Raw genomic sequence first — 25,143 nt, 5'->3', positions numbered from 1 at the left:
CCTCAGCCGGACCTCAGCCGGAGTAGACGGCGAACCACATCGCGACGTAGTGGCAGATCGCCGCGACGGCCGTGCAGGCGTGGAAGAACTCGTGATGGCCGAACGTCGTGGGCCACGGGTTCGGCCACTTCAGCGCATAGAGCACACCGCCGATGCTGTAGAGCGCGCCGCCGACGATCAGCAGCACCACCGCTGCCACCCCGGCGCCCTGCAGAATCGGCCCGATGAACCACGCGGCCACCCAGCCCAACAGGATGTAGAGCGGCGTCCCCACCCACCGCGGCGCCGACGGCCAGAACATCTTCAGCAGCACCCCGGCCAGAGCGCCACTCCACACGATCCACAGCAGCACCTCACCGCTGTGCTGGGGCAGCGCCAGCACAGCGAACGGCGTGTAGCTGCCCGCGATGAACACGAAGATCATCGAGTGGTCGGCACGTTTCATCCACGTGCGCGCGGTCTTCGACGTCCAGTTCACCCGGTGGTAGGTCCCGCTGACCGTGAACATCGCGACGATCGTCAGCGTGTAGACGAGCGTCGCGACTCCCGCCTGGGTCGACTTCATCGACCACGACACCGCGACCAGCGTGGCTCCGCAGATGACGGCGATCACCGCGGAGTAGACGTGGATCCATCCGCGTAGCCGCGGCTTGCCCAGGAATTGGGCGACACCTTCTGCGACGGCCTCGGGCAGATCCTCGGGTTCCCGTGGCGTGTCGGCGGTGTACCAAGGCTCCAGAGATGTCGGCATTTCACCTCCGCTGACTGGCGTGGACAATCCATCGGTCACAGTAGTCTGGATCATCGTGGACCTCATTCCGCGGCGGCTCAAGGAACCGGCCTACCGGCTCTACGAGTTGCGGCTGCGACAGGAGCTGTCCCGGCAGAAATCCGAGCTCCCGCGCCATATCGCCGTGCTGTGCGACGGCAACCGGCGGTGGGCCCGTGAGCTCGGCCACGACGACGTCGCGTTCGGCTACCGCGCGGGCGCGCAGCGGATCGCCGAGATGCTGCGCTGGTGCGCCGAAGCCGGCATCGAGATGGCCACGGTCTACCTGCTGTCCACCGAGAACCTGCAGCGCGACGCCGACGAGTTGGCAGCGCTGATCGACATCATCACCGACGTCGTCGAAGAGATCTGCGCGCCGGCCAATCAGTGGAGTGTCCGCACGGTCGGCGATCTCGAGCTGATCGGCCAGGAGCCCGCCCGCCGGCTGCGCGAGGCGGTGCAGTCGACCGACGGCAACGGTGGCCACTTTCATGTCAACGTCGCCGTCGGGTACGGCGGCCGTCAGGAGATCGTCGACGCGGTCCGCGCCCTGTTGAGCAAGGAGCTGGCCAACGGCGCCACGGGGGACCAGCTGATCGAAGCCGTGACCGCAGAAGCGATCTCGGAGAACCTCTACACCTCGGGCCAGCCCGACCCCGATCTGGTGATCCGAACCTCGGGTGAGCAACGGCTCTCGGGGTTCCTGCTGTGGCAGAGCGCCTACTCGGAGATGTGGTTCACCGAGGCCTACTGGCCGGAATTCCGGCGGGTCGACTTCCTGCGGGCGCTGCGCGACTACAGCGCCAGGCATCGGCGCTACGGACGCTAGGGCGCCGTGATGCTCGGCCTGTCCGCCGCGGTGTTCGCGCTGAGCTGGTGGCTGGGCCTCTATCTGCTGGCCCGTGACCCGCGCAAACCGGTGCTGGTGCTCGCCGCGGTGGGTCTGACCGGCTTCGCGGCCGTCGTCGCGCTAGACGCCGTGCGCGTAGGCGCCGGTGTCGACGCGCTCGGCCGGCTCGAGGTGTACCTCGTCGCGGTGCCGGGGGTGGCCTGGTTCGCGGTGCTGCTGGAGATGTCACGCCCGCGGGACTGCGCACGCGGTCGCGCCCGCGAGGCCGCGCTCGTCGCCGCGGCAGCCGTCGTCGCCGTGATCGGAGCCGCGATGGCCGGCGACGTCGAGGGGCCGCTGCGGCTCGGTCACTGGGTGCTGTTCGCCGCGGTCTCAGTTCCTGCCGTCGGCGCGCTGCTGGCCGCAGTCCTGCGCCGCCACCAGCCTCGGCCCGTCGTCGGGTTCGTCGTCGTCGCCACGCTGTTCTTCGCACTCGGCAACGCGATCCTCGTCATCCCGCTCGGTCTGGTCCCCAGCTGGCTCGCGCTCGCCTCGACCGGCGTCGACGTCGCCTTGCTCGGCATGGCGGTAGCTCTGGGCGACGCCTTCGACGAGGGCCAGGCGCTGCGCAAGGACATGCTGCGCTCGGCGCTGGGCACCGCGGCGGTCGCGGTGCTGTTCGGCGGCCAGGTGCTGCTCGGCGTGGCCGCCTCCGGGCCGGGCGTCACGCTGGTCGTGCTGCTGTTCACCAGCCTCGCGATCGCGATCACCGTCAACGTGCTGGCCGACCCGCTCGCGGGACTGCTGGACCGGCTCGCGTTCTCGCGGACCCCCGCGCTGAGCGCCGAGCGCGCGGCGCTGCGCAGCACCGAGGCGGCGCTGCCGCGGCGTGCGGCCGGCCCCCTCGACGACATGGACGACGAGACGTTCGTCCGCGTCACCCGCCGCGCCCTCGGCCACTACGCCGACTTGTCCAAGCTCGTCGCGAGCCCGCTGACCGCGCTGCCGATCATCGACGAGCGGCTCGCCCGGCGCGGGGCGCCCGGTCACCCGCTGGAACGCGCCAACGAACTGCGTGCGCTGCTGGCCGAGCGCATCGCCGGCCTGAAACCCCGCGACGGCAACGACTTCGGCACCACCGAGGCGTGGCGGCACTACAACGCCCTCTATTTCCCGTACGTCGTCGGCGTCCGCGCCTACGCGCAGAACGCGACCGCCGCCGGTCTGGACCCGGTGGCGCGCCGCGCGTGGCAGTGGCTTGCCACCGAGGTACCGCAGCGCTCCCTGCACAACTGGCAGAACGCCGCCGCGCGCGTCATCGCCACCGACCTCAAGAGCAGCCTCGTCGACGTGCGCTGACCTGCGGTTGGCAGCACTTGGCAGCATTCGGTGTCGATCTGGCACCGACATCGGCGCACCGTCAGTGTCATGACCGCCATCACCCACCGCGCCGCCGGGGCGAGCCGCCCCGACGACCAGCTGTTGCGCTTCGCCCTGCGCGCCGACGCCACACTCTGCGGCGGGGTCGGCCTCTTCGCCGCGATGGCGGCTGATCCGCTCGGCCGGCTGACAGGGGTGAGCGCAACGGTCGGGTGGCTCGCCGGCGCCGCGTTGGTCGGATACGGCGCGCTGCTGTACAGCGCCGCACGGCTGGGCAGCATCCGGCATGTGGGCGTCGCGGTCCTGGTCGGTAACGCGCTGTTCGTCGCCGCGGTCGTCACCGTCCTCGTGACCGGTGCGATGGTGCTGACCGGTGCAGGCACCGCTCTCGTGCTGACGTTCACGGCGGCCACCATCGGCCTGTCGTGGCTGCAGTACCTCGGGGTGCGCCACCTGGCGTGACCCCGTCATGGCTGGGACCGGAGTCGCCGTCGGAAGAGGTTACGGCGTCGGCTCCGGTACCGGTCCTACTGAAAGGAATCACCCATGACCGGCACCGTTTCCTCCCGCCTCGGCACTGTGTCCTCCCGCCTCGGCACTGTGTCCTCCCGCCTCGGCACTGTGTCCTCCCGCCTCGGCGCGGCGAGCGACTCGCTGCTGCGTTTCGCGATGCGCGCCGACGCCGTGTGCAGCGGCCTCAGCGGAGTCGCGCTGCTGGCGCTCGCCCCGACGGTCGCCCGGCTGTCGGGGACGACGCCCACGATCGAGTACGTGACGGGTGCGTCGTTCGTCGTGTTCGCCCTCGTGGTGCTGGTGTTCGCGTCACGGCCGCGGATCCGCACGGCCGGGGTGGTGCTGGCCGCCGGCAATCTGCTGTTCAGCGTCGCCACGGTCTGCATCGTGCTGGCCGGGGTGTTGCCCCTGACCACCACCGGGGTGGCGCTGTTCCTCGGGACCGGCGTCTACACGTTGGTGATGGCCGAGCTGCAGTTCCAGGGCGTGCGCCGCATCAGCGCTCGCGACTAGAGCTTGCGCAGCCGCAGCCGGTTGATGGAGTGATCGGAGTCCTTGCGCAGCACCAGCGTGGCGCGCGGGCGCGTCGGCAGGATGTTGTCGATCAGGTTGGGGCGGTTGATCGAATGCCAGATGTCGCGGGCGGCGAAGACGGCCTGCTCGTCGGTCAACGTGGAGTAGTGGTGGAAGTGCGAGGCCGGGTCGGCGAACGCCCCGGCCCGCATCGACAGAAACCGCGAGATGTACCACTCCTCGATGTCCTCGATGCGCGCGTCGACGTAGACAGAGAAATCGAAGAGGTCCGACACCATCAGCGCAGGCCCGGTCTGCAGGACGTTGAGACCCTCCAGGATGAGGATGTCCGGGTGCGCGATGATCTGCTTCTCGCTCGGCACGATGTCGTAGAGCAGGTGCGAGTACACCGGGGCGCACGCAGCGTCGACACCCGATTTGACCGCGGTGACGAAGCGCATCAGCGCGCGGCGATCGTATGACTCGGGAAAACCCTTGCGATGCATGAGATTACGTCGAGACAGCTCGGCGTTGGGGTAGAGGAAGCCGTCGGTGGTCACCAGATCCACCCGGGGGTGGTGCTCCCAGCGGGCGAGCAGCGCCTGCAGCACGCGCGCGGTGGTCGATTTGCCGACCGCGACGCTGCCGGCCACCCCGATGACGAACGGCACCGGTCGGTCCGGATTCTGTTGCGGTTCCCCGAGGAAGTCGGCGGTGGTGGAGAACAGCGTTTGGCGCGCCGCCACCTGCAGGTGGATCAATCGCGCCAGCGGGAGGTAGACCTCCTCGACCTCGAGCAGGTCGATCTTCTCGCCGATACCCCGCAACCGGACCAGTTCGTCCTCGGTCAGCTTCAGCGGCGTCGACATCCGCAGTGCCCGCCACTGACGTCGGTCGAACTCCACATAGGGGCTGGGTTCGCTCAGCCGAGCCATGGGCACAGTCTTGCAGTTAGCGTGGTGACCATGGACGCCGGTACTGGTTCTGAGTCTCTGGTGCGCGACTACCTGATGCTGGGGCTGCGCTTCGACCGCATCGAAGAGGGCTACGTCGACTCGTTCACCGGCGACCCCGCACTGCGTCGCGCGGTCGCCGACGAACCCGCACCCGACCCCGCCGACCTCGCGCGCGACGCCCGACGGTTGCTCGGCGAACTACCCGCCGGCCTCGACGCCGATCGTGCCGCGTTCGTCGGTGCACACCTGCGCGCCCTCGAGTGCGCGGCCCGCACGTTCGCAGGCGAGAAGGTGGGGTTCGTCGACGAGGTCGAGGCATACTTCGACGTCCGCATCAGCAAGGGCGATCCCGAGCGCTACCGGGAGGCGCACGCCAAGCTCGACGACGCGCTCGGAGGCACCGGCCCGCTGGCCGACCGGATCTCCGCCCACCGCGCGGCCGAGGAGATTCCGCCCGCTCGTCTGGAAGAAGCCATCCACGCGTTCTCCAGCGCCCTGCGTGACCGGGTCCGCGCGACGTTCCCTCTGCCGGAGCGCGAGACCATCACCTACGAGGTGGTCACCGACAAACCGTGGTCGGGATTCAACTACTACCTCGGCGACTACCGGTCCACGGTCGCCGTCAACGCCGACCTCAAGCAGCAGATGGCGAACCTGCCGCGGCTGGTCGCCCACGAGTCCTACCCCGGCCACCACACCGAGCACTGCCGCAAAGAAGCCGGGCTCGTCGAGGGCAAAGGTCAGGCCGAGCAGACGATCTTCCTGGTCAACACGCCGCAGTGCCTGATGGCCGAGGGCCTGGCCGACCTCGCGCTCCACGCCGCCGTCGGGCCGGGGTGGGGGACCTGGGCCGCCGAGATCTATGCCGACCTGGGCCTGCGGTTCGACGGCGCGCGAGCCGAGACGATCTCGGAGGCGACGGCCGCGCTAGCCGATGTCCGCCAGGACGCCGCACTGATGCTGCACGATGAGCACCGCGACGTCGACGACGTGGTGGCGTTCCTGAAGCGCTGGTTGCTGGTCGACGACAACCGCGCCCGCCAGATGTTGCGGTTCCTGTCCTCGCCGCTGTGGCGGGCCTACACCAGCACCTACGTCGAGGGCTACCGGCTGCTACGTGGCTGGCTCGACGACCGGCCCGACGGCGTCACGTTGACCCAGCGGTTCACCACGCTGCTCGACGAGCCGCTGATCCCGTCGTCGCTGCGGGCCGCCTGAGCCGCCGCCGGGTGTGCGGTTTCATCCGCAACACGCCGGGTCAAGCGTCACGGATCGCACACTCGGTCGGTCTCGGTGGGTTTCTCGGCCGGGCTGGTCGCGGGCTAGGCTCGACGGCATGACTGCCACCTCCGCCAAAGGTCAGGGCATCGAATACGCCGACACCGCGAGCGAGGCCTACCGCGCCGCTCTTCGAGTGATCGAGAGCGTGGAACCGCGCATCGCCGAGGCCACCCGCAAAGAGCTCGACGATCAACGCCATTCGCTGAAGCTGATCGCCAGCGAGAACTACGCCTCGCCGGCCGTGCTGCTGACGATGGGCACCTGGTTCTCCGACAAGTACGCCGAGGGCACCGTCGGGCACCGCTTCTACGCGGCATGCCAGAACGTCGACACCGTCGAGGCGCTCGCCGCCGAGCACGCGCGCGAACTGTTCGGGGCGTCCTACGCCTATGCCCAGCCGCATTCGGGCATCGACGCCAACCTGGTGGCCTACTGGGCGATCCTGGCCACCCGGGTCGAGACCCCGGGCCTGGCCGACATCGGTGCCAAGCACATCAACGACCTGTCGGAAGCGGACTGGGAGACGCTGCGCGCCAAGCTGGGCAATCAGAAGCTGATGGGCATGTCGCTGGACACCGGCGGACACCTCACCCACGGCTTCCGGCCGAACATCTCGGGCAAGATGTTCCACCAGCGCCAGTACGGCACCAACCCCGAGACGGGCTTCATCGACTACGACGCCGTGGCCGCGGCCGTGCGCGAGTTCAAGCCGCTGATCCTGGTCGCCGGGTACTCGGCCTACCCGCGCCGCGTGAACTTCGCCAAGATGCGCGAGATCGCCGACGAGGTGGGCGCGACGTTCATGGTCGACATGGCGCACTTCGCCGGTCTGGTGGCGGGCAAGGTGTTCACCGGCGACGAGGATCCCGTGCCACACGCGCACGTGGTGACGACGACGACGCACAAGTCGCTGCGCGGCCCGCGTGGCGGTCTGGTGCTGGCCACCGAGGAGTACGCGCCGGCGGTCGACAAGGGCTGCCCGATGGTGCTGGGCGGCCCGCTCTCGCACGTGATGGCCGCCAAGGCCGTCGCGCTGGCCGAGGCCCGCCAGCCGGAGTTCCGCACCTACGCCCAGGCCGTCGCCGACAACGCGCAGTCGCTGGCGGACGGCTTCGTCAAGCGGGACGCCGCGCTGGTCACCGGCGGCACCGACAATCACCTGGTGCTGCTCGACGTCACGTCGTTCGGGTTGACGGGCCGGCAGGCCGAATCGGCGCTGCTGGACTCCGGCATCGTCACCAACCGCAATGCGATCCCGGCCGACCCCAACGGCGCCTGGTACACCAGCGGTATCCGCTTCGGCACCCCCGCGCTGACCACCCGCGGGTTCGGCGCCGACGAGTTCGACCGGGTGGCCGAGTTGGTCGTCGAAGTGCTGTCCAACACCCAGCCGGCCGCGGGACCGAACGGGCCGTCGAAAGCCAAGTACACGCTGGCTGAGGGCACCGCGGACCGGGTGCGTTCGGCGGCCTCAGAGCTGCTGGAGGCCAACCCGCTCTACCCGGGTCTGACCCTCTGACACGAGGCCCGCGACACGGCCGAGGAATTTTACGATTCCCACATAATTGGGTTACTGTAACCGCATGGCACAGAAACCTGTCGCTAACGCGCTGACCCTCGAACTCGAGCCCGTCGTCCAGGAGCAGCTGCGACGTCACCTCGATACCGAGGACGCCTGGTTCGCCCACGATTATGTGCCCTTCGACCAGGGCGAGAACTTCGCATTCCTCGGCGGCCGCGACTGGGAGCCCTCGGATGTGACGCTGCCCAAGAAGGTCACCGACGCGGTCGAGATCCTGCTGATCACCAAGGACAACCTGGCGGGGTACCACCGCGAGCTGGTCGAACACTTCATCCTCGAGGACAAGTGGGGCCGCTGGCTGGGTCGCTGGACCGCCGAGGAGCACCTGCACGCCGTCGCGCTGCGCAACTACCTCGTCGTCACCCGCGAGGTCGACCCGTCGGCCAACGAGGACGTGCGTGTCGAGCACGTGATGAAGGGCTACCGCGCCAACACCTACAGCCAGATCGAGACGCTCGCGTTCATGGCGATGTGGGAGCGTGCCCACGCCGTGTTCTGCCGCAACCTGGCCGCCGAGACCGACGAGCCGGTGCTACGCGGCCTCGTCGAGAAGATCGCGCGCGACGAGGAACGTCACGCCGAGTTCTTCAGCAACCTGGTCGCGCACTGCGTGAGCTCCCTGCGCGACGAGACCGTCGACGCGATCGCCACCCGGGCTGCGGCCCTGGACGTGGTCGGTGGCGACATCGACGCCTACACCGACAAGGTGGCCACCGTCGCCGAGGCCGGCATCTTCGATCAGGCCGCGCTGCGGCAAGTCGTCGCCGACTCGATCGCGGCGTGGGGCCTGGCCGACGAGCCGCGTCTCTCGGAGTTCATCAGCTCGTAACGGGGCAGCCGCTTCTACGCGGCGCGCCTGTCCGGCGCGGACGCCCGCTCGGGAGTAGCGTCGTTTTCGATGGCTAGCGACATGCTCTGCTGTCCGGGCGGTCCGAATCGTTTCGACGAAAGGACCGGCCCCGGTCCTTTCGGCCGCGCCCGCGTCCACCGAGATGTTCGCGTCGGGGCTCCGCGAACTCGCGCAGCCTCGAGGAGCGCTACGTGATCGATTCTCCCGTCCGGACCTATGTTCTCGACACCTCTGTCCTGTTGTCCGACCCCTGGGCCATCACGAGGTTCGCCGAACACGAGGTCGTGGTTCCGCTGGTGGTGATCAGCGAACTCGAGGCGAAACGCCATCACCACGAACTGGGCTGGTTCGCCCGCCAGGCTTTGCGCATGTTCGACGATCTGCGCCTGGAACACGGACGCCTGGATCAGCCGATACCCATTGGCACAGAAGGTGGAACGCTCAACGTCGAACTGAACCACAGCGACCAGTCGGTGCTGCCGTCCGGATTCCGCACCGAGAACAACGACACCCGGATCCTGACGGTCGCCGCCAACCTGGCGGCCGAGGGCAAGCGAGTCACGTTGGTCAGCAAGGACATCCCGCTGCGGGTCAAGGCCGGCGCCGTGGGCCTGCTCGCCGACGAGTACCACGCCCAGGACGTCGTGACGTCCGGCTGGACCGGGATGGCGGAGCTCGAGGTGGCAGGCGAGGACGTCGACGCACTGTTCGCCGAGGGTGAGATCGATCTCGAGGCCGCTCGCGACCTGCCGTGTCACACGGGAATTCGGTTGCTGGGCAGCAACTCTCACGCGTTGGGCCGGGTCAACCCCGACAAGCGGGTGCAACTGGTCCGTGGTGATCGCGAAGTGTTCGGCCTCCGGGGAAGGTCAGCCGAACAACGCGTAGCCCTCGATCTCCTGCTCGACGAGTCCGTCGGCATCGTGTCACTCGGCGGCAAGGCAGGCACCGGCAAATCCGCGCTGGCCCTGTGTGCCGGCCTGGAAGCGGTGCTCGAGCGCCGCACACAGCGCAAGGTCGTGGTGTTCCGGCCGCTGTACGCCGTCGGCGGCCAGGATCTGGGCTACCTGCCCGGCAGTGAGAGCGACAAGATGGGGCCCTGGGCGCAGGCCGTCTTCGACACACTCGAGGGATTGGCCTCCCCGGCGGTGCTCGACGAGGTGCTCTCGCGCGGCATGCTCGAGGTGCTTCCGCTGACCCACATCCGCGGCCGGTCGCTGCACGACTCGTTCGTGATCGTCGACGAGGCGCAGTCGCTGGAGCGCAACGTGCTGCTCACGGTGCTGTCGCGGCTGGGCAGCGGCTCACGGGTGGTGCTGACCCACGACGTCGCGCAGCGGGACAACCTGCGCGTCGGCCGGCACGACGGCGTCGCCGCCGTCATCGAGAAGCTCAAGGGACACCCGCTGTTCGCTCACATCACGCTGCTGCGCAGCGAACGGTCCCCGATCGCGGCGCTGGTCACCGAAATGCTCGAGGAGATCAGCCCCGGCGCCCTGCCGTGATGGCGATTTCGGCGTGGTCGTCGTCGCCCAGCGATCACGACCACGCCGAAATCGCGCGGTAGGCTGCCCACGTGCGTAGGCGTCCCGACAGTTTGACCTGGCGTTATGGCAGGACCGTCCTCGGTACGGCCGCCGCGGTGGTCGTTCTCGTGATCGGTGGGCTCACCGGGCACGTGCGTCCCGCCAACGCCGACGACGTCGACTGCGCGCAGGTCAAGTGCGTGGCGCTGACGTTCGACGACGGGCCGTCGCCGTTCACCGACCGGTTGCTGTCGATCCTGCGCGCCAACAACGCCGAGGCCACCTTCTTCCTGATCGGCAACAAGGTGGCGGCCAACCCGGCCGGCGCCAAGCGGATCGCCGACGCGGGCATGGAGATCGGCACCCACACCTGGGAACACCCGAACATGACGACGATCCCGCCGCAGGACATTCCGGCACAGTTCAGCAAGGGCGTGGACGCGATCGTCGCCGCCACCGGAGTGCGACCGACGTTGTCGCGCACCGCGGGCGGCCTGGTCAACGACGCCGTGCTCGCCGAGGCCGGGCGGCAGGGACTGGCCGACATCAACTGGGACGTCATCCCGTTCGACTGGGCCAACGACTCCAACACCGCCGCGACCCGGGCGCTGCTGATGAGTCAGATCCAGCCCAATTCGGTGGTGCTGATGCACGACACCTATTCCTCGACCGTCGACCTGGTCGAGCAGTTCCTCCCGGTGCTGAAAGCCAACGGCTACCACATGGTGACGGTCAGCCGGATGCTCGGACCGCGCCAGCCCGGCACCGTGTACGGCAGCCGCGAGAACGGGCCGCCCGTCAACGGTCTCGTCGACCTACCGCCGGATCAGATCCCGCCGCTGCCGGCGACACCGTCACCCGCGCCGATGCCGAACTTCCCGATCACCGACATCCCCGACCAGAACTCGGGCGGCCCGAACAACGGCGCGTAGAAGAGGCCGAGCAAGGGGAAGCTCTACTCTCCGTCGCGAACTTTCGCCATCTTGAGCACGTCGAGACGCTTGTCCAACTCCTCTTCGGAGAGCTTGTCGCCGATCAGGCCGCGGTCGATGACCGTCTGACGGATCGTCTTCTTCTCCTTGAGCGCCTGCTTGGCCACCTTCGCGGCCTCCTCGTAGCCGATCGCCGAGTTCAGCGGCGTCACGATCGACGGGGACGACTCGGCCAACTCACGCAGGTGCTCCTCGTGCGCGATCAGGCCGTCGATGCACTTCTCGGCGAACAGCTTCGACACGTTCGCCAGAAGCGTGAACGACTCGAGGATGTTGCGCGCCATCATCGGGATGTACACGTTCAGCTCGAACGCGCCGGAGAGACCGCCGACGGTGACGGCGGCGTCGTTGCCGATCACCTGCGCGGCGACCTGCGTGACCGCTTCGGGCAGAACGGGATTCACCTTGCCGGGCATGATCGAGCTGCCGGGCTGAAGATCGGGCAGCTGGATCTCGCCGAGCCCGGTCAGCGGCCCCGAACCCATCCAGCGGATATCGTTGGCGATCTTGGTCAGCGACACGGCGATGGTCTTCAGCGCGCCCGACGCCTCGACCAGCCCGTCACGAGCGGCCTGCGCCTCGAAATGGTCGACGGCAGGGCGCAATTCGGCGATACCCGTCTGGTCCACCAGGACCTCGACGACCTTCTCCCCGAACCCGTCGGGGGCGTTGAGACCGGTGCCGACCGCCGTTCCGCCGATCGCGAGCTCACCGAGGCGGGGCAGCGTCGCCTTGACCCGCTCGATACCGGCCTGGACCTGACGGGCGTACCCGCCGAACTCCTGGCCCAGCGTGACGGGGACCGCGTCCATCAGGTGCGTGCGGCCCGACTTGACCGTGGTCCGCCACTGCCGGGCCTTGCCGTCGAGCGACTCGTGCAGTACTTCCAGCGCCGGAATGAGATGGCGCACAGCGGCTTCGGTGGCCGCGATGTGCGTCGCGGTGGGGAAGGTGTCGTTGGAGCTCTGCGACATGTTGACATCGTCGTTCGGGTGCACCGTGACACCATTCGCCGCCGCGATGGAGGCGATGACCTCGTTGGCGTTCATGTTCGAGCTGGTGCCCGAACCGGTCTGGAACACGTCGATCGGGAACTGGTCGTCGTGCTGCCCGTCGGCGATCTCTGCCGCGGCGGCGATGATCGCGTCGGCCTTCTCCGGCGCCAGCAGGCCCAGGTCCTTGTTGACCTGTGCGCAGGCACCTTTGAGGAGCCCGAGCGCGCGGATCTGGGTGCGCTCCAGCGGTCGGAACGAAATCGGGAAGTTCTCCACCGCGCGCTGGGTCTGGGCCCGCCACAGCGCGCTCTTGGGCACCTTGACCTCGCCCATCGTGTCGTGCTCGATGCGGTACTCGACCTCGTTGTCGCTCATTCGCTTCCTGTTCGTGTGTGTCGGGGATGGGTGGTTACGGCAGGGGATAGGCGGCGGAGGTGTCTCCGGTGAAGTCGACCGCCGAGTATTCGTTGAGCTTGGACAGCCGGTGATAGGCCTCGATCATCCGGACCGTGCCCGACTTCGAGCGCATCACGATCGACTGCGTGGTGCAGCCGCCGCCGTAGTACTGCACGCCCTTGAGCAGATCGCCGTCGGTGACGCCGGTCGCGCAGAAGAAGACGTTCTCGCCGGAGACCAGGTCCTCGGTCCGCAGGACCCGGTCCAGATCGTGGCCGCGGTCGAGGGCCTTCTGCCGTTCCTCGTCGTCCTTGGGCGCCAACTTCGCCTGAATGGCGCCGCCCATGCAGCGGATGGCCGCCGCGGCGATGATGCCCTCCGGGGTGCCACCGACGCCGACCAGCATGTCGGTGCCCGACCCCGGCCGGCATGCGGCGATCGCGCCTGCGACGTCGCCGTCGGAGATCAGCCGGATGCGGGCGCCCGCCTCGCGGACATCGTCCATCAGCTGGTGATGGCGCGGGCGGTCCAGGATGCACACCGTCAGGTCGCGCACGCTGGAGTTCTTGATCTTCGCGACGCGCCTGATGTTCTCGGCGATCGGCGCGTTGATGTCGATGACGTCGGCGGCGTCGGGGCCGACCGCGATCTTGTGCATGTAGAACACTGCCGACGGGTCGAACATCGCTCCGCGCTCGGCCACGGCGAGCACGGAGATGGCGTTCGGCATGCCCTTGCTCATCAGCGTGGTGCCGTCGACGGGGTCGACTGCGAAGTCGCAATCAGGCCCGTCGCCGTTGCCGACCTCTTCGCCGTTGTAGAGCATCGGGGCGTTGTCCTTCTCGCCCTCGCCGATGACGACCACCCCGCGCATCGACACCGAGTTCACCAACTCGCGCATCGCGTCGACAGCGGCACCGTCGCCGCCCTCTTTGTCGCCGCGACCGACCCAGCGGCCCGCCGCCATCGCGCCCGCCTCGGTGACTCGCACGAGCTCCAGGGCCAGGTTGCGGTCGGGGGCTTCCCGCCTCGATTGCGTCATGGGCCAGATTGTCCCATTAGCGGGCCACCGATCGGGAGCTGGGATACTGGCAGTCATGACCACGCCGCCCGACCCCGGCCAGCCCGCAGGCAGTGAGGGCGCCGAACACCCCGCGGCCGGGTACGCGGTGCCCATCGCCAAGCCCGCCAAGTCCCGTCTGCTGCAGGACGGGCGCGACATGTTCTGGTCGATCGGTCCGCTGGTGGTGGCCTGTGTCGTGCTGGCAGGTGTGCTCGGCATGTGCTCGTTCGCGCCGACGGGTCCGGGCGCAGGCCCCACCCCCGACTACGACGCCCAGGCCGCTCTGCAGGCCGACGCGGACACGCTGAAGATCCCGATCCGGGTGCCGCAGCTGCCGCGCGACTGGCGGGCCAATTCGGGCAGCCGTAAGGGTATCGAGGGGGGCCGCACCGATCCGCAGACCGGCCAACCGGAGCGTGCGGTGGCGTCCACCGTCGGCTACCTCGCGCCGAGCGGCATGTACCTGAGCCTCACGCAGAGCAATGCCGACGAGGACAAGCTCATCGCCTCGTTCAGCCCTGACCTGGTGCCGACGGGCACCGAGGACGTCGACGGTGTCCGGTGGGTCGTTTACCAGGGCGGCGAGCAGGACGGCCGGGCCGCCGAGCCGGTGTGGACCGCCCAGGTCCGCGGTCCCACCGGACCCGCTCAACTCGCGCTGCGCGGCGCCGCAGGTACAGACGAGTACCGTACGCTGGCCGCTGCGACGCAATCGCAGCAGCCGCTGACTCAGACCTGATCAGACGACCTGACCGACTCACCTGACTCGACAACGGAGACGTGATGAGCTTCCCAGTAGCAGATCTGTCCGGTTGGGTGGCCGAACCGTTCACCGCCGCCGGCTACACCCACGACGTCTACCGCAAGGGCGAGGGGCCAGGGGTCGTGCTGATCCCCGAGATGCCCGGCCTGCACCCCGGCGTGCTCGCGCTCGGTAATCACCTGGTGGACAGCGGCTTCACCGTGGCTGCGCCCTCTCTGTTCGGTACCCCCGGCGCGCCCGCGCTGCGGCCCAACGCGGTGCCGGTTCTGCTGAAAGGGTGTGTGGCCAAGGAGTTCGCGGCGTTGACGACCAACGCCGACCGGCCGGTCGCGCACTACCTGCGGGCGCTCGCCCGTGACCTCAACGCCAAGACTCCCGGCAAGGGTGTGGGCGTCATCGGGCAGTGTTTCACCGGCGGCTTCGCGCTCGCGGCAGCCGTCGACGACAGCGTCCTCGCCCCGGTGATGAGCCAGCCGTCTGTGCCGCTTCCGTTGACGCTCAAGCACAAACGCGATCCCGGCGTCTCCGAATCCGAGATGGCGACGATCGAAGCCCGCGCCCGAAACGAGGGCCTGTGCGTGATGGGTCTGCGGTTCAGCGAGGACGCCATGTCACCGGGTGAGCGGTTCACCACATTGAAGAACCGCCTCGGTGACGCCTTCGAGGTGATCGAGATTAATTCCAAGAAGGGCAACCCGGACGGCTTCGGCCGGATGGCGCACTCGGTGCTCACCGACCAGGTTCGCGAGGTCGACGGACAACCGGCCTACGAGGCCCGCAAGCGGGTCGTCGAGTTCCTCAAGTCCCGCCTGACCTGAGCGCCCGGGCCGGCAGCAGCCGCTTCCACCACGGCGTGTCTTTCTCGTCGTCGGGCGGATCGCCGCGGGTGCCGGTGATCGAATCCAGCGGAGCCCCCTTGTCCACGGCGAGGTAGACGCTGATCGTCGTCACGATGACGATCATCAGCACCGGCCCCAGCACGATGCCCCAGAAACCGAACATCTTCAGCCCGGCGAACACCGCCAGCAGCATCAGAGCAGGGTGCAGGTGAGCGCTCTTGGGCACCAGGAACGGGCGCAGCAGGTTGTCGATGCTGGTGGTCACCAGAATGTGGAACACCACGATGAACACGCCGCCGGCCACGTTCCCGAAGATGGCCAAGCCGATACCGAGTGGGACCGTGACGACGCCGCTGCCCAGCGGGATGAACGACAGCGCGGTGAGGAAGATCAGGAACATGAAGAACCCGTCGTGCAGCCCGGCGACGTAGATCGAGACCGCACCGGCCAACCCTTGACACACCGCGATGACGAACTGGCCCTTGACCGTTGCCGACACCATCGCGCCGATCTTGGCCAGGTAGATGTCGGACACTTCACGCCCGAGCGGGTTGAGGTCGCGGAACAGATCGGCCACCTTGCCGCCGTTGGTGAGCAGTGCGAGGAACACGTACAGGAAGATCACGAGTCCGGTGACGGTCGCGGCGATGCCGCCTACCGAGTCGCGCGCGAAGTCCAGCGCGAACTGGCCCGCGCCCTGCCCGACCTTGGTGGCGGCGTCGCGCACCGAATCCTGCGTCAGCGTCATGTTCACGAACGGGATGCGCGCCAACACCTCGTTCGCGGAATCGAGCAGCCGCTGTGCCAGGGCGGTGAAATCGGTCTGGTCGGCCCACCGGCCGATGCTCGTGACCATCTCACTGATCTGCAGCACAGCCAGGACGATCACGCCGGACAGCGGGATCATCACCGTGGCGACGGCGGCCAGCAGCGTCACCGTCGCGGACAGCCCGGTGTTCATCGTCGCCCGCAACCGTCGGTAGAGCGGGCTGAACAGGAACGCCAGCACCGCGGCCACCGCGATCAGCAGGAAATAGCTGCGTAGGAAGTACGCCCCGAACCCGAGGGCCACCACGGTGGCGACGGCCAGCGCACGCTTCTGCCTGATGCTGAAGCCCGCGGGGCCGGTGTCACTCACGGTGACTGTTCTACCAGCCGCATCACATGGCCGAGCAGGTCCGGATAGCGCTTGAGGTGCGCCCCGCCGTTGATGTCGAGCACCTCGCCCGTCAGCCAGGACGATCGCGGATCGCACAGGTAGACAACGGCATTGGCGATATCCTCCGGCGTGCCGGCCCGACCGAGCGCGGTGTTGTCGACGTAGTCGCCGAGGACACCGGGTATCGCGGCCGCCGGTGCGGTCAGCGGCGTGTCGACGAATCCCGGCGCCACCGCGTTGACGCGGATGCCGCGCGGCCCCATCTCGAGTGCGGCCACCTGGGTCAGCATCGACAGGCCTGCCTTGGCGGCGCAGTAGGCGCTCATGCCTGCGGCGGGTTGGCGGCCGTTGAGCGAACCGATCTGCACCAAAGAGCCACCCTCGCGCAGGTGCCGGCCGGCGTGCTTGGTCACCAGGAACGCGCCCACGAGGCACACGTCGATCACGGCGCGGAAATCCTCGGCGGGCATTTCCGTGATCAGCCCGATGTTGCTGAAGCCTGCGCAGTTGACCGCGATGTCGAGGGCGCCGATGTCGGCGAAAAGGCGTTCCACAGAGGGTTCGTCGGCGACGTCGACCCATGCCGCGGCGTGCGGCTCACCCAGCGCCGCGGCGCGCGTGGTGGCCGCCTCCCCGTCACGGTCCGCCACGACGACGCGGCACCCGTCGGCGGCCAGCGCCTGCGCGCTCGCCCATCCGATTCCAGAGGCTCCTCCGATGATCACAGCGACGCGCTCGGCCATCGTGACAACGTCACACCTGGGCACCGAAAACGCAATAGCGCCGTCGGATTCCCGGCTGGCAGACTCACGATCGTGACCGAATTGCAGAGATCCGAGTCGATTTCGGTGGCGGTGCCACCTGACGAGCTCTACGCGCTGGTGTCCGACGTGACGAACATGGGTGCGTGGAGCCCGATCTGTAAGGCCTGCTGGTGGGACGACGGAGACGGTCCCCGCGTCGGGGCATGGTTCACCGGGCGCAACGAGCTCCCCGAACGGACCTGGGAGACGCGCAGCCAGGTGGTGGCCGCAGATCCGGGCCGCGAGTTCGCCTGGGAGGTCAACAACGGCTGGGTGCGCTGGGGGTACTCGTTCGAGCCCGACGGCGAGGGCACCCGACTCACCGAACACTGGACGTTCCTGCCGGCCGGGCTCGAGGGCTTTCGGGAGCGCTACGGTGACGCCGCCGACGAGGAGATCGCCAAGCGCAGCGAGGCGGCGCGCACCGGCATCCCGGCCACGCTGGCGGCGATCAAGGAGTCGGCGGAGAACGCCTGACACATCGAAAACCGAGGTGGCTCATCCCCGTGTCGACCTGCTGCGGTCTACGAGCAGCGGGTCTGTATCGCATGCAGTAGCTGTCGGCGCACAGGAACGAGCCGCCCTTGATCACCCGGCGCGCAACCGCGAACTGGGGTTGGCGCGGGTCGTAGGTGTCGGCGGCGCAGCACACCTGTCGGTCTCGCGTGTCGCCGTACCAGTCGCTCGTCCACTCCCACACGTTGCCGGCCATGTCGTGAAGGCTGTAGCCGTTGGCGGGGAACGAGCCCACCGGTGCGGTCTGGCCGTAGCCGGTGTCGGGCAGGTAGGGAAACTGGCCGTGCCAGTAGTTGGCCAGCCGTTCGCGCGGTCCCTCCGGTTGGTCGCCCCAGGTGTAGACAGCGTGCGGGAGGCCGCCGCGCGCAGCGACCTCCCACTCCGCCTCGGTCGGCAGATCCAGGTCGGCCCACTGCGCGTAGGCGTCGGCGTCGTCGTGGGCGATGTGGACGACCGGGTGGTCTTCGCGGCCGCGCAGCGTCGATCGCGCGCCGCGCGGATGGTCCCAGCACGCGCCGGGCGCCCACCGCCACCATTGCGAGAGGTGTCGCAGGTCCACCGGGCCCGGGGTGCGCTGGAAGACCATCGATCCCGACACCAGATTCTCCGGAGGGGCCCCCGGGAAGTCGGCCGGATCGATAGGTCGTTCGGCGACAGTGATGTAGCCGGTCGCAGCAACGAACTCCGCGAAGTCCGCGTTCGTGACGGCGTGCCTCTGAATCCAAAAACCCTCGACGGTGACGGTGTGGGCAGGCGCCTCTTCCGGATAATGGTCGTCGGAACCGACCACGGTGGTCTGAGCGGGGATCCAGGCGAGGTCCTCAGCCACCGAACACGCACGCCCAGTCGTTTTTCATGCTCACTGTCCTCCAGCCGAACCGGTCTGCATGCTCGAGGAGGCGTTCAGCGCCTGCCGTGTAGGCGAATTCGCGGTCGGGATCGTCGTGGACGACGACGAGGCGCAACGCCGGCCGGCCGGGCCGGCCGGCGTATCTGAGCATCTCGTCGTCGCCGTTGGAGTTGCCGGCCGACAGAATCGGCCGCCGTCCGATCCGGCTCCAGATGCGCACCGGCTTTTCCGGGCCGTCGTCGAAGACGTCCAAGGTGGGCTGGATCAGGAGGTCGCCGTGGCCTCCCTCGTCGCCGGTGAAGGCGAGCCCCTGCGCGCTGCCGATGACCTGTTCCGGCGGGATGCCGTAGACCGTGTCGGCGATGGGGCGCATGAAGTCCCTGGCCCCGCCCGAGACGATGTAACAGGTGAAATCATTGGTCTCCAGATAGCGCAGCAGTTCGACCATCGGCGTGTAGACGCAGGTGCGGTACGGGCGGTTCAACGTGGGATGGTGGGCCTCGTCGAAAAACTGGCTGACGAGCGCGGCATGGTCTTCGACGGCCATCGACTCGTGTAGCGACATCACCGCTGCAGCAAGCGTTTTCAGCGCAGTGTCGTCACCGTCGTAATGGCTGGTGATGGCATGGCCGAACCAGCCGAGGTCTCCTCTGCTGGCGGCGAGGTAGGGCTGCTGACCGGCCAGCGACGGGTCATGGGCCGCGCGCAACGCGAGCCGGCGGACGATGAAGTCGAGCTGGATGTAGGCCGGCTTCTCGCACCACAGCGTGCCGTCGTTGTCGAAGACGGCGACGCGGTCGGCCGGCGGGATCTCGTGTACGACGCCGTCGACGAAGTCGATGATCGCGGTTTTCGCGCTTCCGTCACGCCACCCGGCGAGCGAGTTCGCGCTCATCCGCCGCGGGCGGACAGGAACTTGTTCAATTCTGCGACGGCCTTATCGATCGTGAACGACGCCGGCTCCTGCCGCGGAGGGAACTCTTTGAACGTGTCGAGGAATTGCGTCGCAACGGCGGATCCGTAGAGCACGAGGAAGATTCGGTCGATCACCCAGTCCCAGTACGTGTTCGAGGTGAGGTCGGCCCGCTCGTACGGATCGGTGCGTAGGTTGAACAACTTGGGTGCGCGGAGCGGAGTGAACGGTTCGAACCAGATCTGCAGGGTGCCTTCACACCGCTGCTCCTGGAAGACCACTTTCCAGTTCTCGGCGCGGATGCCCAGCACGTCGCAGTCGTCAGAGAAGTAGATCATCCCGCGGCGAGGGCTTCGGTCCTCCTGGCCGGTCAGGTAAGGCAGCAGGTTGTATCCGTCGATGTGCACTCTGTAGGTCATGTCGCCGATGGTGTGTCCGGCTTTGAGCTTTTCGATGATGCCGGGATCACCGGCTGCTGCCAGGAACGTCGGCAGCCAATCGTGGTGCTGCACAATGTCGTTGGACACACTTCGGGGCGCGATCTTGCCGGGCCAACGGATCAACTCTGGGATGCGGAAGGCTCCTTCCCAATTGGTGGCCTTCTCGCTGCGGAATGGGGTGGTGGCGCCGTCGGGCCAGCTGTTCGCGTGCGGACCGTTGTCGGTCGAATAGACGACGATCGTGTCGTCGGCGATGCCCAACTCGTCGAGAGTGTCCAGCAATGTGCCGACGTTGCGATCGTGGTCGATCATGGTGTCGTGGTAGGGCGACTGCCAGCGGCCGGCCTGCCCCAGACTCTCGGGCTTGGTGTGGGTCCGAAAATGCATGTGCGTCATGTTCATCCACACGAAGAACGGCGTGCCCTCCGAATTCTGCCTGCGGATGAACTCCGCGCAGGCGTCGGTGGTCTCGTCGTCGATCGTTTCCATCCGCTTCTTGGTGAGCGGCCCGGTGTCTTCGATGCGCTGTTTACCGACAGGGCCGTAGCGCTCGTCGACCTCGTTTGATTCGGCCTCCGTTGACCAGGAGTGGATCACCCCTCGCGGTAGCAGGGCATTGCGCAGCATTGGCGCTTCTTCGGCGGTCGGGTAGTCCGGGTTCTCCGGTTCTTCCTCTGCGTTGAGGTGATAGAGGTTTCCGAAGAATTCGTCAAACCCGTGCGCGGTGGGCAGGTACTTGTTCAGGTCACCGAGATGGTTCTTGCCGAATTGGCCCGTGGCGTAGCCCAGTGGCTTGAGGAGTTCGGCGATCGTGGGATCTTCCTTCTGGAGGCCGATGTCGACCCCGGGCATCCCGACCTTGCTCATGCCAGTGCGGTACACGCTCTGTCCGGTGATGAACGACGACCGACCGGCGGTGCAACTCTGCTCGCCGTAGGAATCGGTGAACAACATGCCCTCGTCGGCGATCCGGTCGATGTTCGGCGTGAAGTAGCCCATCATTCCGCGGCTGTAACAGCTGAGATTCGAAATCCCGATGTCGTCACCCCAGATGACGAGGATGTTCGGCTTTCCGTCGGGCATGGCGGGCTCCTTCACCATCTGACGTTCGCGTCAAGCGTAGAACTGGCCGCGGTGACCCGTCGGCGTATTGACCCGAAAAGTGTTGACTTTCCCGATGGGAAAGTGAAGTCTTGTTTCCTACCGGGAAAGTGGGGCTGGGTATGGATGACGTAACGCGAGCCGACGCCCGTGCGGCACTGGACGCGATCGAGCAGGCCACTGCGAATGTCGTGGAACAGGTGGGTCTGCCGCGGTGGTACTGGTGTTTCCTCGCTGTGGCCTGGGTTGTTCTCGGTGTCCTCGGGGATCTGGGGTCGCAATGGCTGGCGTTGGCTGCGACCGTGCTTTTCGGGATCGTCCACTCGATGGCGGCGTCGCGCTGGCTGAGCGGGCGGCGTCGAACGGACCGTCTCCAGGTCAGCGCTGACTGTGCCGGTCGGCGAGTACCGGTCGTGGCCATCGGGATACTGGTGGCGATGGTGGCCGTCACGATCGGCGCCGGATTCGCGCTGCACGCCGATGGCGCGCGTCACCCGGGTATCGGAGCGGCGATCCTCGTCGCGGCGATGGTGGGTTTCGGCGGTCCCGAGATGCTGCGGGTGTGCCGACGCTGGGTGCGCGCATGACGGCTCCGCGTTTCGACGAATTGATCCATCCGAGCACGCGATTGTCACTGGTCGCCACGCTGGCTGCCACCGACTGGGCTGAATTCTCCTACTTGAAAGAGACGCTGGCCCTGTCGAATTCAGCTTTGTCAAAGCAACTGACGGTCCTCGAGCAGGCCGGCTACGTCGCCACCGAGCGCCGTCTCGACGGCAGTCGCCGCAAGGTGCGCGCTCGGCTGACCCGTGACGGCCGGCAAGCCTTCAACGGCCATGTCGCGGCGTTGCGGGACATAGTCGAAGGTGGTGCTCAGCCCTCCGGCGGAGCGGGTGCTGAAGCATGCACGAGCGGCTCGCCCGCCGCGGCCTTCATCCGTTCGAACAGCTCGACGTAGTAGGGCAGGCACTGCTCGATCGCCTGCTCGGTGGTGAACAGCGGCCGGTAACCGAGGTCGCGGCCGGCCTTGGCGATCGAGAAGTAGTTGTCGAGGTAAAGCCGTTCCACCGCAAGGGGTTCCAGTAGCGGCTTGGGTGCCCCGAAGCGGAAGTGCAGGAACTGCCAGAACGTCATCGCCAACCACACCAGCCGGCCCGGCACCCGCAGTCGGGGATACGGCTGCCCGCACGCCTCCACCACCGGGCGGGAGAACTCGAACATGTTGATCGGCTCGCCGTCGTTGATGAAGTAGGCCTGACCGGGTGCGGTGCCGCCGGGCACCAGGTGCTCGGCGGCCAGGATGAAGCCGTGCACCAGGTTGGCGATGTAGGAGTTGTCCAGCTTGACGTTCTTGCTCCCGACCAGCACCTTGACGTGGCCTGCCAGCACGCTCTCGAACACGCGCCGGAACATCGTCTGATCGCCGCGGCCCCAGATTCCGCTCGGCCGAATGGAGCAGGTGAGGAGGCCGTTCTCCCCGTTGGCGGCCAACACGAACTTCTCGGCCGCCACTTTGGTCTCGGTGTAGAGGTCGTTGAATCGCTCGGTGTAGGGCAGTGTCTCGTCGCCGCCGGAGATGCGCTGACCGCCCATCACGACGCTGTTGGACGCGGTGTAGACGAACCGCTGGGTGCCGGCCTGCTGCGCAGCACGCACCAGGTTCTGCGTGCCCGTGACGTTGACCGCGAAGCTGCGCCGGCGGAACTCCTCGCTGACCGACCCGCCACCGGTCAGGTCGATGATCGCCGCGGTGTGGAACACGGTGTCGATGCCCTCGACCGCGCGGGCGACGTCGGCGGTGTTGGTGATGTCTCCCTCGAGGACCTCGAGCTTCGGATGCGCGGGCAGGGGAGAGGGCACACGGTCGAAGCTGCGCACGTGCAGTCCGCGGTCGAGCAGTTCGGTCACGAGGTTGGCCCCCACGAAGCCGGACCCGCCGGTGACCAGGACCCGGCCCAGTGCGGTCGTCAACGATGCATCACCCATTCGCGCAGGATAACTGAAACGTGTTCCAATTTTCCAGCATGGACCGTCAAACGGTCCCGCGGTCACTCGCCCGAGTCGTCGCTGGCGGCCAGTGCGTCGGCCACTCGCTTGCGCGCTCCAGCTAAGTGCTCTTCACAGCATTTTGCCAGTGCTTCACCACGTTCCCATAGTTTCAGCGACGCATCCAGATCGAGACCGCCGTGCTCGAGCTGCTGCACGACCTCGATCAGTTCGTCCCGTGCTTCTTCATAGCCGAGCTTGCTAATAGGCTTCATTCGACGTCCTCCACCCCACCCTCGCTGATCGCCGTCACCGCACCGTCGGACACGCGCACGCGCAGCCGCGTTCCCGCCGGTGCGTCGGCCACCGACTGCAGCACCTGCGGCACGCCACTCTCTGGAACCGACTGGACGACGGCGTAGCCGCGCGCCAGCGTGGCCGCCGGACCGAGTGTGCTCAACCGCGCCGACAGATGTCCGATCCGGTCGGATTCCACGTCGAGCAGGCGGGCGATGTCGCGGCGGGCCGCCCGGCGGGCGCGGTGGATCTCGTCGGCCCTGGCAGAAATCGCCTCGAGCGGGCGGGCCAGCACCGGCCGGCTGCGCAGCTGCGTCAGCGTGTGCTGTTCGCGGTTGACCCAGTTGCGCAGCGCCCGCGCGCTGCGCCGGCGCAGGTCGGCGACCAGCGCCAGCTCCGCCGTCGTGTCAGGCACGAGCCGCTTGGCCGCATCGGTCGGGGTGGCGGCCCGCAGATCGGCGACCAGGTCGCAGAGCGGATTGTCGGGTTCGTGTCCGATGGCGCTCACCACCGGCGTCGTGCATCTCGCGATCTCGCGACACAGCGTCTCGTCGGAGAACGGCAAGAGGTCCTCGACGCTGCCACCCCCGCGCGCCAGCACGATGACGTCCACCTCGGGGTTCGCGTCGAGCGCTCGGAGTGCGTCGACGATCTGGGGCACCGCGTTGGGGCCCTGCACCACCGTGTTGCGCACCTCGAAACGCACGGCGGGCCAGCGTGCCGATGCGACGGCCGTGATGTCGTGTTCAGCGGCCGAGGCCCGGCCGGTGATCAGCCCGATCGTGCCGGGCAGGAACGGGATCGGCCGTTTCAGGCGGGCGTCGAAGAGGCCCTCGGCCTCGAGCAGGCGGCGCAGGCGATCGATGCGGGCCAACAGCTCACCGATGCCGACGGCGCGGATCTCGCTGACCCGCAGCGAGAACGTGCCGCGGCCGGTGTAGAAGTTCGGCTTGCCGTAGACGATGACCTGCGTGCCGTCGGTCATCTTCACCGGCGCATTGATGACCAGGTCGCGGGGGCAGGTCAGCGACAGCGACATGTCGGCAGCAGGATCGCGCAGCGTGATGAACGCCGTGTTCGAGTTCGGTCGCAGCGTCAACTGGGCGATCTGCCCTTCGACCCAGACGGCGCCGAGCTTGTCGATCCAGCCGGCGACGCGGATCGCGACACCGCGGACGGGAAAGGGATTCTCCGGCGACTGCCCGGGGCTGGTCACTTCGCCGACGCGCGCGTGATCCTGTTGGCGAGCAGGGTCTGGAACGGGGCGCGTGCCTTCGTCGTCTCCTCGTAGGAGAGCAGCGTCTCCAGATCCGTGATCCGCAGCGAGGTCAGGCGGGCGCGAAGCTGGGCCAGCGTCAGGTTCTGGTAGTCGATCTCGGTGACGATCTCGGGGGCATCAGGTGCCGAGTCCGGGTTCGTTGCGACGGTGGTGTTGGGGGTCTCCGGCTCCTCGCTGAACAGCGCGAACCGGCCCTCGGTGAGCCGTTCGCCGTCGCGTACCGGCAGCTCGACGACGTCGGCGTCGGACTGTCCCTCGCCCGGCTGGTCCTCGTCGAAGGTCGCCCACTCGGGCTGCTCGTCCTTGGGCGGGAACATCGTGTCGAGAGTCTCGTCGCCCTTGATGACCAGGACCGCGACGTCCTGCTGCATCTTCATGACCAGCTGGGCGATCTGACTCGCGATCGTCATCGGGTACATCAGGATGGTCTGCGGGAGCTTGCGGGTTTCCTCGATCGCGGTCACCGCTGCACCCACCAGCAGACGGACCCCGTACGGTGCAGTTGCCATGGCCACAGCCTACGGCTGGGCAGGGCCGGGAGCCGATCAGTAC

At 67.8% G+C, this 25,143-nt stretch carries 27 protein-coding genes; 14 read left to right on the top strand and 13 right to left on the bottom strand.

Annotation, left to right across the window (positions count from 1 at the left end; genetic code table 11):
• Positions 1-13 precede the first annotated feature (13 nt).
• Positions 14-751 carry a PAQR family membrane homeostasis protein TrhA gene (trhA, locus tag ACZY1G_RS06470; RefSeq protein ID WP_463821923.1) on the bottom strand — a complete coding sequence of 246 codons (738 nt, stop codon included), beginning with the start codon at positions 749-751 and terminating at the stop codon, positions 14-16.
• 55 nt (positions 752-806) lie between these two features.
• On the opposite strand from trhA, the gene ACZY1G_RS06465 reads away from it, so the two are divergent.
• The 4 genes from ACZY1G_RS06465 (at position 807) to ACZY1G_RS06450 (ending at position 4,004) form a co-directional block, all read left to right on the top strand.
• Entirely contained in the window at positions 807-1,598 is a 792-nt protein-coding gene (locus ACZY1G_RS06465; RefSeq protein WP_463815431.1) for a (2Z,6E)-farnesyl diphosphate synthase, read from the top strand.
• Between the two features lie 9 nt (positions 1,599-1,607).
• Positions 1,608-2,957 carry a hypothetical protein gene (locus ACZY1G_RS06460; RefSeq protein ID WP_463815432.1) on the top strand — a complete coding sequence of 450 codons (1,350 nt, stop codon included), beginning with the start codon at positions 1,608-1,610 and terminating at the stop codon, positions 2,955-2,957.
• 69 nt (positions 2,958-3,026) lie between these two features.
• A complete protein-coding gene (locus ACZY1G_RS06455) occupies positions 3,027-3,440 on the top strand; it encodes a hypothetical protein (RefSeq protein ID WP_463821922.1) in 414 nt (137 codons plus the stop codon).
• An 84-nt stretch (positions 3,441-3,524) separates the two neighbouring features.
• On the top strand, positions 3,525-4,004 hold the full coding sequence (locus ACZY1G_RS06450; protein ID WP_463821921.1) for a hypothetical protein: 480 nt from the start codon (positions 3,525-3,527) through the stop codon (positions 4,002-4,004).
• Here ACZY1G_RS06450 and coaA read toward each other — a convergent pair.
• Complete coding sequence (gene coaA / locus ACZY1G_RS06445; RefSeq protein WP_463815435.1) at positions 4,001-4,939, bottom strand: type I pantothenate kinase; 939 nt, start codon at positions 4,937-4,939, stop codon at positions 4,001-4,003. The two genes, ACZY1G_RS06450 and coaA, sit on opposite strands and share 4 nt — an antisense overlap.
• 30 nt (positions 4,940-4,969) lie before the next feature.
• Here coaA and ACZY1G_RS06440 point away from each other — a divergent pair, with 30 nt between their 5' ends.
• The 5 genes from ACZY1G_RS06440 to ACZY1G_RS06420 all read left to right on the top strand — a co-directional run bounded on the left by ACZY1G_RS06440 (position 4,970) and on the right by ACZY1G_RS06420 (position 11,131).
• Complete coding sequence (locus tag ACZY1G_RS06440; protein WP_463821920.1) at positions 4,970-6,178, top strand: DUF885 domain-containing protein; 1,209 nt, start codon at positions 4,970-4,972, stop codon at positions 6,176-6,178.
• Between the two features lie 118 nt (positions 6,179-6,296).
• Positions 6,297-7,760: a glycine hydroxymethyltransferase gene (locus ACZY1G_RS06435; protein ID WP_463821919.1), complete on the top strand. Its 1,464-nt coding sequence runs from the start codon at positions 6,297-6,299 to the stop codon at positions 7,758-7,760.
• 64 nt (positions 7,761-7,824) lie between these two features.
• The gene (locus ACZY1G_RS06430) at positions 7,825-8,652 is read left to right on the top strand and encodes an acyl-ACP desaturase (protein ID WP_463821918.1); all 828 of its coding nucleotides are present in this window, start codon (positions 7,825-7,827) and stop codon (positions 8,650-8,652) included.
• Positions 8,653-8,864: 212 nt separating this feature from the next.
• On the top strand, positions 8,865-10,178 hold the full coding sequence (locus tag ACZY1G_RS06425) for a PhoH family protein (RefSeq protein WP_463815440.1): 1,314 nt from the start codon (positions 8,865-8,867) through the stop codon (positions 10,176-10,178).
• Between the two features lie 71 nt (positions 10,179-10,249).
• Complete coding sequence (locus ACZY1G_RS06420) at positions 10,250-11,131, top strand: polysaccharide deacetylase family protein (protein WP_463815441.1); 882 nt, start codon at positions 10,250-10,252, stop codon at positions 11,129-11,131.
• A 23-nt stretch (positions 11,132-11,154) separates the two neighbouring features.
• Here ACZY1G_RS06420 and ACZY1G_RS06415 read toward each other — a convergent pair whose 3' ends face one another.
• Positions 11,155-12,561, bottom strand: a complete 1,407-nt coding sequence (locus ACZY1G_RS06415) for a class II fumarate hydratase (RefSeq protein ID WP_463815442.1) — start codon at positions 12,559-12,561, stop codon at positions 11,155-11,157.
• A gap of 34 nt (positions 12,562-12,595) precedes the next feature.
• Positions 12,596-13,624 (bottom strand): class II fructose-bisphosphatase, encoded by a 1,029-nt coding sequence (gene glpX / locus ACZY1G_RS06410; protein WP_463815443.1) that lies wholly within the window; start codon positions 13,622-13,624, stop codon positions 12,596-12,598.
• Positions 13,625-13,679: 55 nt separating this feature from the next.
• Between glpX and ACZY1G_RS06405 the strand changes: the two genes are divergently transcribed.
• Together ACZY1G_RS06405 and ACZY1G_RS06400 are read left to right on the top strand one after the other, a co-directional pair.
• Positions 13,680-14,384 (top strand): DUF4245 domain-containing protein, encoded by a 705-nt coding sequence (locus ACZY1G_RS06405; protein WP_463815444.1) that lies wholly within the window; start codon positions 13,680-13,682, stop codon positions 14,382-14,384.
• A gap of 44 nt (positions 14,385-14,428) precedes the next feature.
• On the top strand, positions 14,429-15,226 hold the full coding sequence (locus ACZY1G_RS06400) for a dienelactone hydrolase family protein (RefSeq protein ID WP_463815445.1): 798 nt from the start codon (positions 14,429-14,431) through the stop codon (positions 15,224-15,226).
• Here ACZY1G_RS06400 and ACZY1G_RS06395 read toward each other — a convergent pair.
• Both ACZY1G_RS06395 and ACZY1G_RS06390 read right to left on the bottom strand, forming a co-directional pair.
• The gene (locus ACZY1G_RS06395) at positions 15,207-16,385 is read right to left on the bottom strand and encodes an AI-2E family transporter (RefSeq protein ID WP_463815446.1); all 1,179 of its coding nucleotides are present in this window, start codon (positions 16,383-16,385) and stop codon (positions 15,207-15,209) included. The two genes, ACZY1G_RS06400 and ACZY1G_RS06395, sit on opposite strands and share 20 nt — an antisense overlap.
• The gene (locus tag ACZY1G_RS06390) at positions 16,382-17,149 is read right to left on the bottom strand and encodes an SDR family NAD(P)-dependent oxidoreductase (protein WP_463815447.1); all 768 of its coding nucleotides are present in this window, start codon (positions 17,147-17,149) and stop codon (positions 16,382-16,384) included. Before ACZY1G_RS06390 ends, ACZY1G_RS06395 begins: the two co-directional genes overlap by 4 nt.
• Before the next feature lie 72 nt (positions 17,150-17,221).
• Between ACZY1G_RS06390 and ACZY1G_RS06385 the strand changes: the two genes are divergently transcribed.
• Positions 17,222-17,686: an SRPBCC family protein gene (locus ACZY1G_RS06385; RefSeq protein WP_463815448.1), complete on the top strand. Its 465-nt coding sequence runs from the start codon at positions 17,222-17,224 to the stop codon at positions 17,684-17,686.
• On the opposite strand, the gene ACZY1G_RS06380 is transcribed toward ACZY1G_RS06385, so the two are convergent.
• From ACZY1G_RS06380 to ACZY1G_RS06370, 3 genes are read right to left on the bottom strand one after another with little or no spacing between them, the layout of a single operon-like run.
• Positions 17,661-18,554, bottom strand: coding sequence for a formylglycine-generating enzyme family protein (locus ACZY1G_RS06380; RefSeq protein WP_463821917.1), 894 nt, complete (start codon positions 18,552-18,554; stop codon positions 17,661-17,663). The two genes, ACZY1G_RS06385 and ACZY1G_RS06380, sit on opposite strands and share 26 nt — an antisense overlap.
• Positions 18,547-19,470, bottom strand: coding sequence for an HAD family hydrolase (locus ACZY1G_RS06375; RefSeq protein ID WP_463815450.1), 924 nt, complete (start codon positions 19,468-19,470; stop codon positions 18,547-18,549). The genes ACZY1G_RS06380 and ACZY1G_RS06375 overlap by 8 nt, the downstream gene beginning before the upstream one ends.
• Positions 19,467-21,011, bottom strand: a complete 1,545-nt coding sequence (locus ACZY1G_RS06370; protein WP_463821916.1) for an arylsulfatase — start codon at positions 21,009-21,011, stop codon at positions 19,467-19,469. Before ACZY1G_RS06370 ends, ACZY1G_RS06375 begins: the two co-directional genes overlap by 4 nt.
• 140 nt (positions 21,012-21,151) lie before the next feature.
• On the opposite strand from ACZY1G_RS06370, the gene ACZY1G_RS06365 reads away from it, so the two are divergent.
• Together ACZY1G_RS06365 and ACZY1G_RS06360 are read left to right on the top strand one after the other, a co-directional pair.
• On the top strand, positions 21,152-21,616 hold the full coding sequence (locus tag ACZY1G_RS06365; protein ID WP_463821915.1) for a hypothetical protein: 465 nt from the start codon (positions 21,152-21,154) through the stop codon (positions 21,614-21,616).
• Entirely contained in the window at positions 21,613-21,987 is a 375-nt protein-coding gene (locus ACZY1G_RS06360) for a transcriptional regulator (protein WP_463821914.1), read from the top strand. Before ACZY1G_RS06365 ends, ACZY1G_RS06360 begins: the two co-directional genes overlap by 4 nt.
• Here ACZY1G_RS06360 and ACZY1G_RS06355 read toward each other — a convergent pair.
• The 4 genes from ACZY1G_RS06355 to ACZY1G_RS06340 all read right to left on the bottom strand — a co-directional run bounded on the left by ACZY1G_RS06355 (position 21,903) and on the right by ACZY1G_RS06340 (position 25,100).
• The gene (locus ACZY1G_RS06355; RefSeq protein WP_463821913.1) at positions 21,903-23,015 is read right to left on the bottom strand and encodes a 3-beta-hydroxysteroid dehydrogenase; all 1,113 of its coding nucleotides are present in this window, start codon (positions 23,013-23,015) and stop codon (positions 21,903-21,905) included. The genes ACZY1G_RS06360 and ACZY1G_RS06355 overlap by 85 nt on opposite strands.
• 62 nt (positions 23,016-23,077) lie before the next feature.
• Positions 23,078-23,290, bottom strand: coding sequence for an exodeoxyribonuclease VII small subunit (locus ACZY1G_RS06350; protein ID WP_463815456.1), 213 nt, complete (start codon positions 23,288-23,290; stop codon positions 23,078-23,080).
• The gene (xseA, locus tag ACZY1G_RS06345) at positions 23,287-24,528 is read right to left on the bottom strand and encodes an exodeoxyribonuclease VII large subunit (RefSeq protein WP_463815457.1); all 1,242 of its coding nucleotides are present in this window, start codon (positions 24,526-24,528) and stop codon (positions 23,287-23,289) included. The genes ACZY1G_RS06350 and xseA overlap by 4 nt, the downstream gene beginning before the upstream one ends.
• Positions 24,525-25,100, bottom strand: a complete 576-nt coding sequence (locus ACZY1G_RS06340; RefSeq protein ID WP_463821912.1) for a lipid droplet-associated protein — start codon at positions 25,098-25,100, stop codon at positions 24,525-24,527. Before ACZY1G_RS06340 ends, xseA begins: the two co-directional genes overlap by 4 nt.
• Between the last annotated feature and the right edge of the window lie 43 nt (positions 25,101-25,143).

The organism is Mycobacterium sp. IDUB_5 (assembly GCF_055419565.1).
The sequence above is the reverse complement of the archived record's forward strand: the minus strand, read 5'-3'. Positions and strand labels throughout refer to the sequence as shown.

Excerpts from the sequence above, each read along its gene's own strand:
- trhA (WP_463821923.1), bottom strand. The coding sequence starts at position 751 with ATGCCGACATCTCTGGAGCCTTGGTACACCGCCGACACGCCACGGGAA.
- ACZY1G_RS06460 (WP_463815432.1), top strand. The coding sequence starts at position 1,608 with ATGCTCGGCCTGTCCGCCGCGGTGTTCGCGCTGAGCTGGTGGCTGGGC.
- ACZY1G_RS06455 (WP_463821922.1), top strand. The coding sequence starts at position 3,027 with ATGACCGCCATCACCCACCGCGCCGCCGGGGCGAGCCGCCCCGACGAC.
- ACZY1G_RS06450 (WP_463821921.1), top strand. The coding sequence starts at position 3,525 with ATGACCGGCACCGTTTCCTCCCGCCTCGGCACTGTGTCCTCCCGCCTC.
- coaA (WP_463815435.1), bottom strand. The coding sequence starts at position 4,939 with ATGGCTCGGCTGAGCGAACCCAGCCCCTATGTGGAGTTCGACCGACGT.
- ACZY1G_RS06440 (WP_463821920.1), top strand. The coding sequence starts at position 4,970 with ATGGACGCCGGTACTGGTTCTGAGTCTCTGGTGCGCGACTACCTGATG.
- ACZY1G_RS06435 (WP_463821919.1), top strand. The coding sequence starts at position 6,297 with ATGACTGCCACCTCCGCCAAAGGTCAGGGCATCGAATACGCCGACACC.
- ACZY1G_RS06430 (WP_463821918.1), top strand. The coding sequence starts at position 7,825 with ATGGCACAGAAACCTGTCGCTAACGCGCTGACCCTCGAACTCGAGCCC.
- ACZY1G_RS06415 (WP_463815442.1), bottom strand. The coding sequence starts at position 12,561 with ATGAGCGACAACGAGGTCGAGTACCGCATCGAGCACGACACGATGGGC.
- glpX (WP_463815443.1), bottom strand. The coding sequence starts at position 13,624 with ATGACGCAATCGAGGCGGGAAGCCCCCGACCGCAACCTGGCCCTGGAG.
- ACZY1G_RS06405 (WP_463815444.1), top strand. The coding sequence starts at position 13,680 with ATGACCACGCCGCCCGACCCCGGCCAGCCCGCAGGCAGTGAGGGCGCC.
- ACZY1G_RS06400 (WP_463815445.1), top strand. The coding sequence starts at position 14,429 with ATGAGCTTCCCAGTAGCAGATCTGTCCGGTTGGGTGGCCGAACCGTTC.
- ACZY1G_RS06390 (WP_463815447.1), bottom strand. The coding sequence starts at position 17,149 with ATGGCCGAGCGCGTCGCTGTGATCATCGGAGGAGCCTCTGGAATCGGA.
- ACZY1G_RS06375 (WP_463815450.1), bottom strand. The coding sequence starts at position 19,470 with ATGAGCGCGAACTCGCTCGCCGGGTGGCGTGACGGAAGCGCGAAAACC.
- ACZY1G_RS06370 (WP_463821916.1), bottom strand. The coding sequence starts at position 21,011 with ATGCCCGACGGAAAGCCGAACATCCTCGTCATCTGGGGTGACGACATC.
- ACZY1G_RS06365 (WP_463821915.1), top strand. The coding sequence starts at position 21,152 with ATGGATGACGTAACGCGAGCCGACGCCCGTGCGGCACTGGACGCGATC.
- ACZY1G_RS06360 (WP_463821914.1), top strand. The coding sequence starts at position 21,613 with ATGACGGCTCCGCGTTTCGACGAATTGATCCATCCGAGCACGCGATTG.
- ACZY1G_RS06355 (WP_463821913.1), bottom strand. The coding sequence starts at position 23,015 with ATGGGTGATGCATCGTTGACGACCGCACTGGGCCGGGTCCTGGTCACC.
- ACZY1G_RS06350 (WP_463815456.1), bottom strand. The coding sequence starts at position 23,290 with ATGAAGCCTATTAGCAAGCTCGGCTATGAAGAAGCACGGGACGAACTG.
- ACZY1G_RS06340 (WP_463821912.1), bottom strand. The coding sequence starts at position 25,100 with ATGGCAACTGCACCGTACGGGGTCCGTCTGCTGGTGGGTGCAGCGGTG.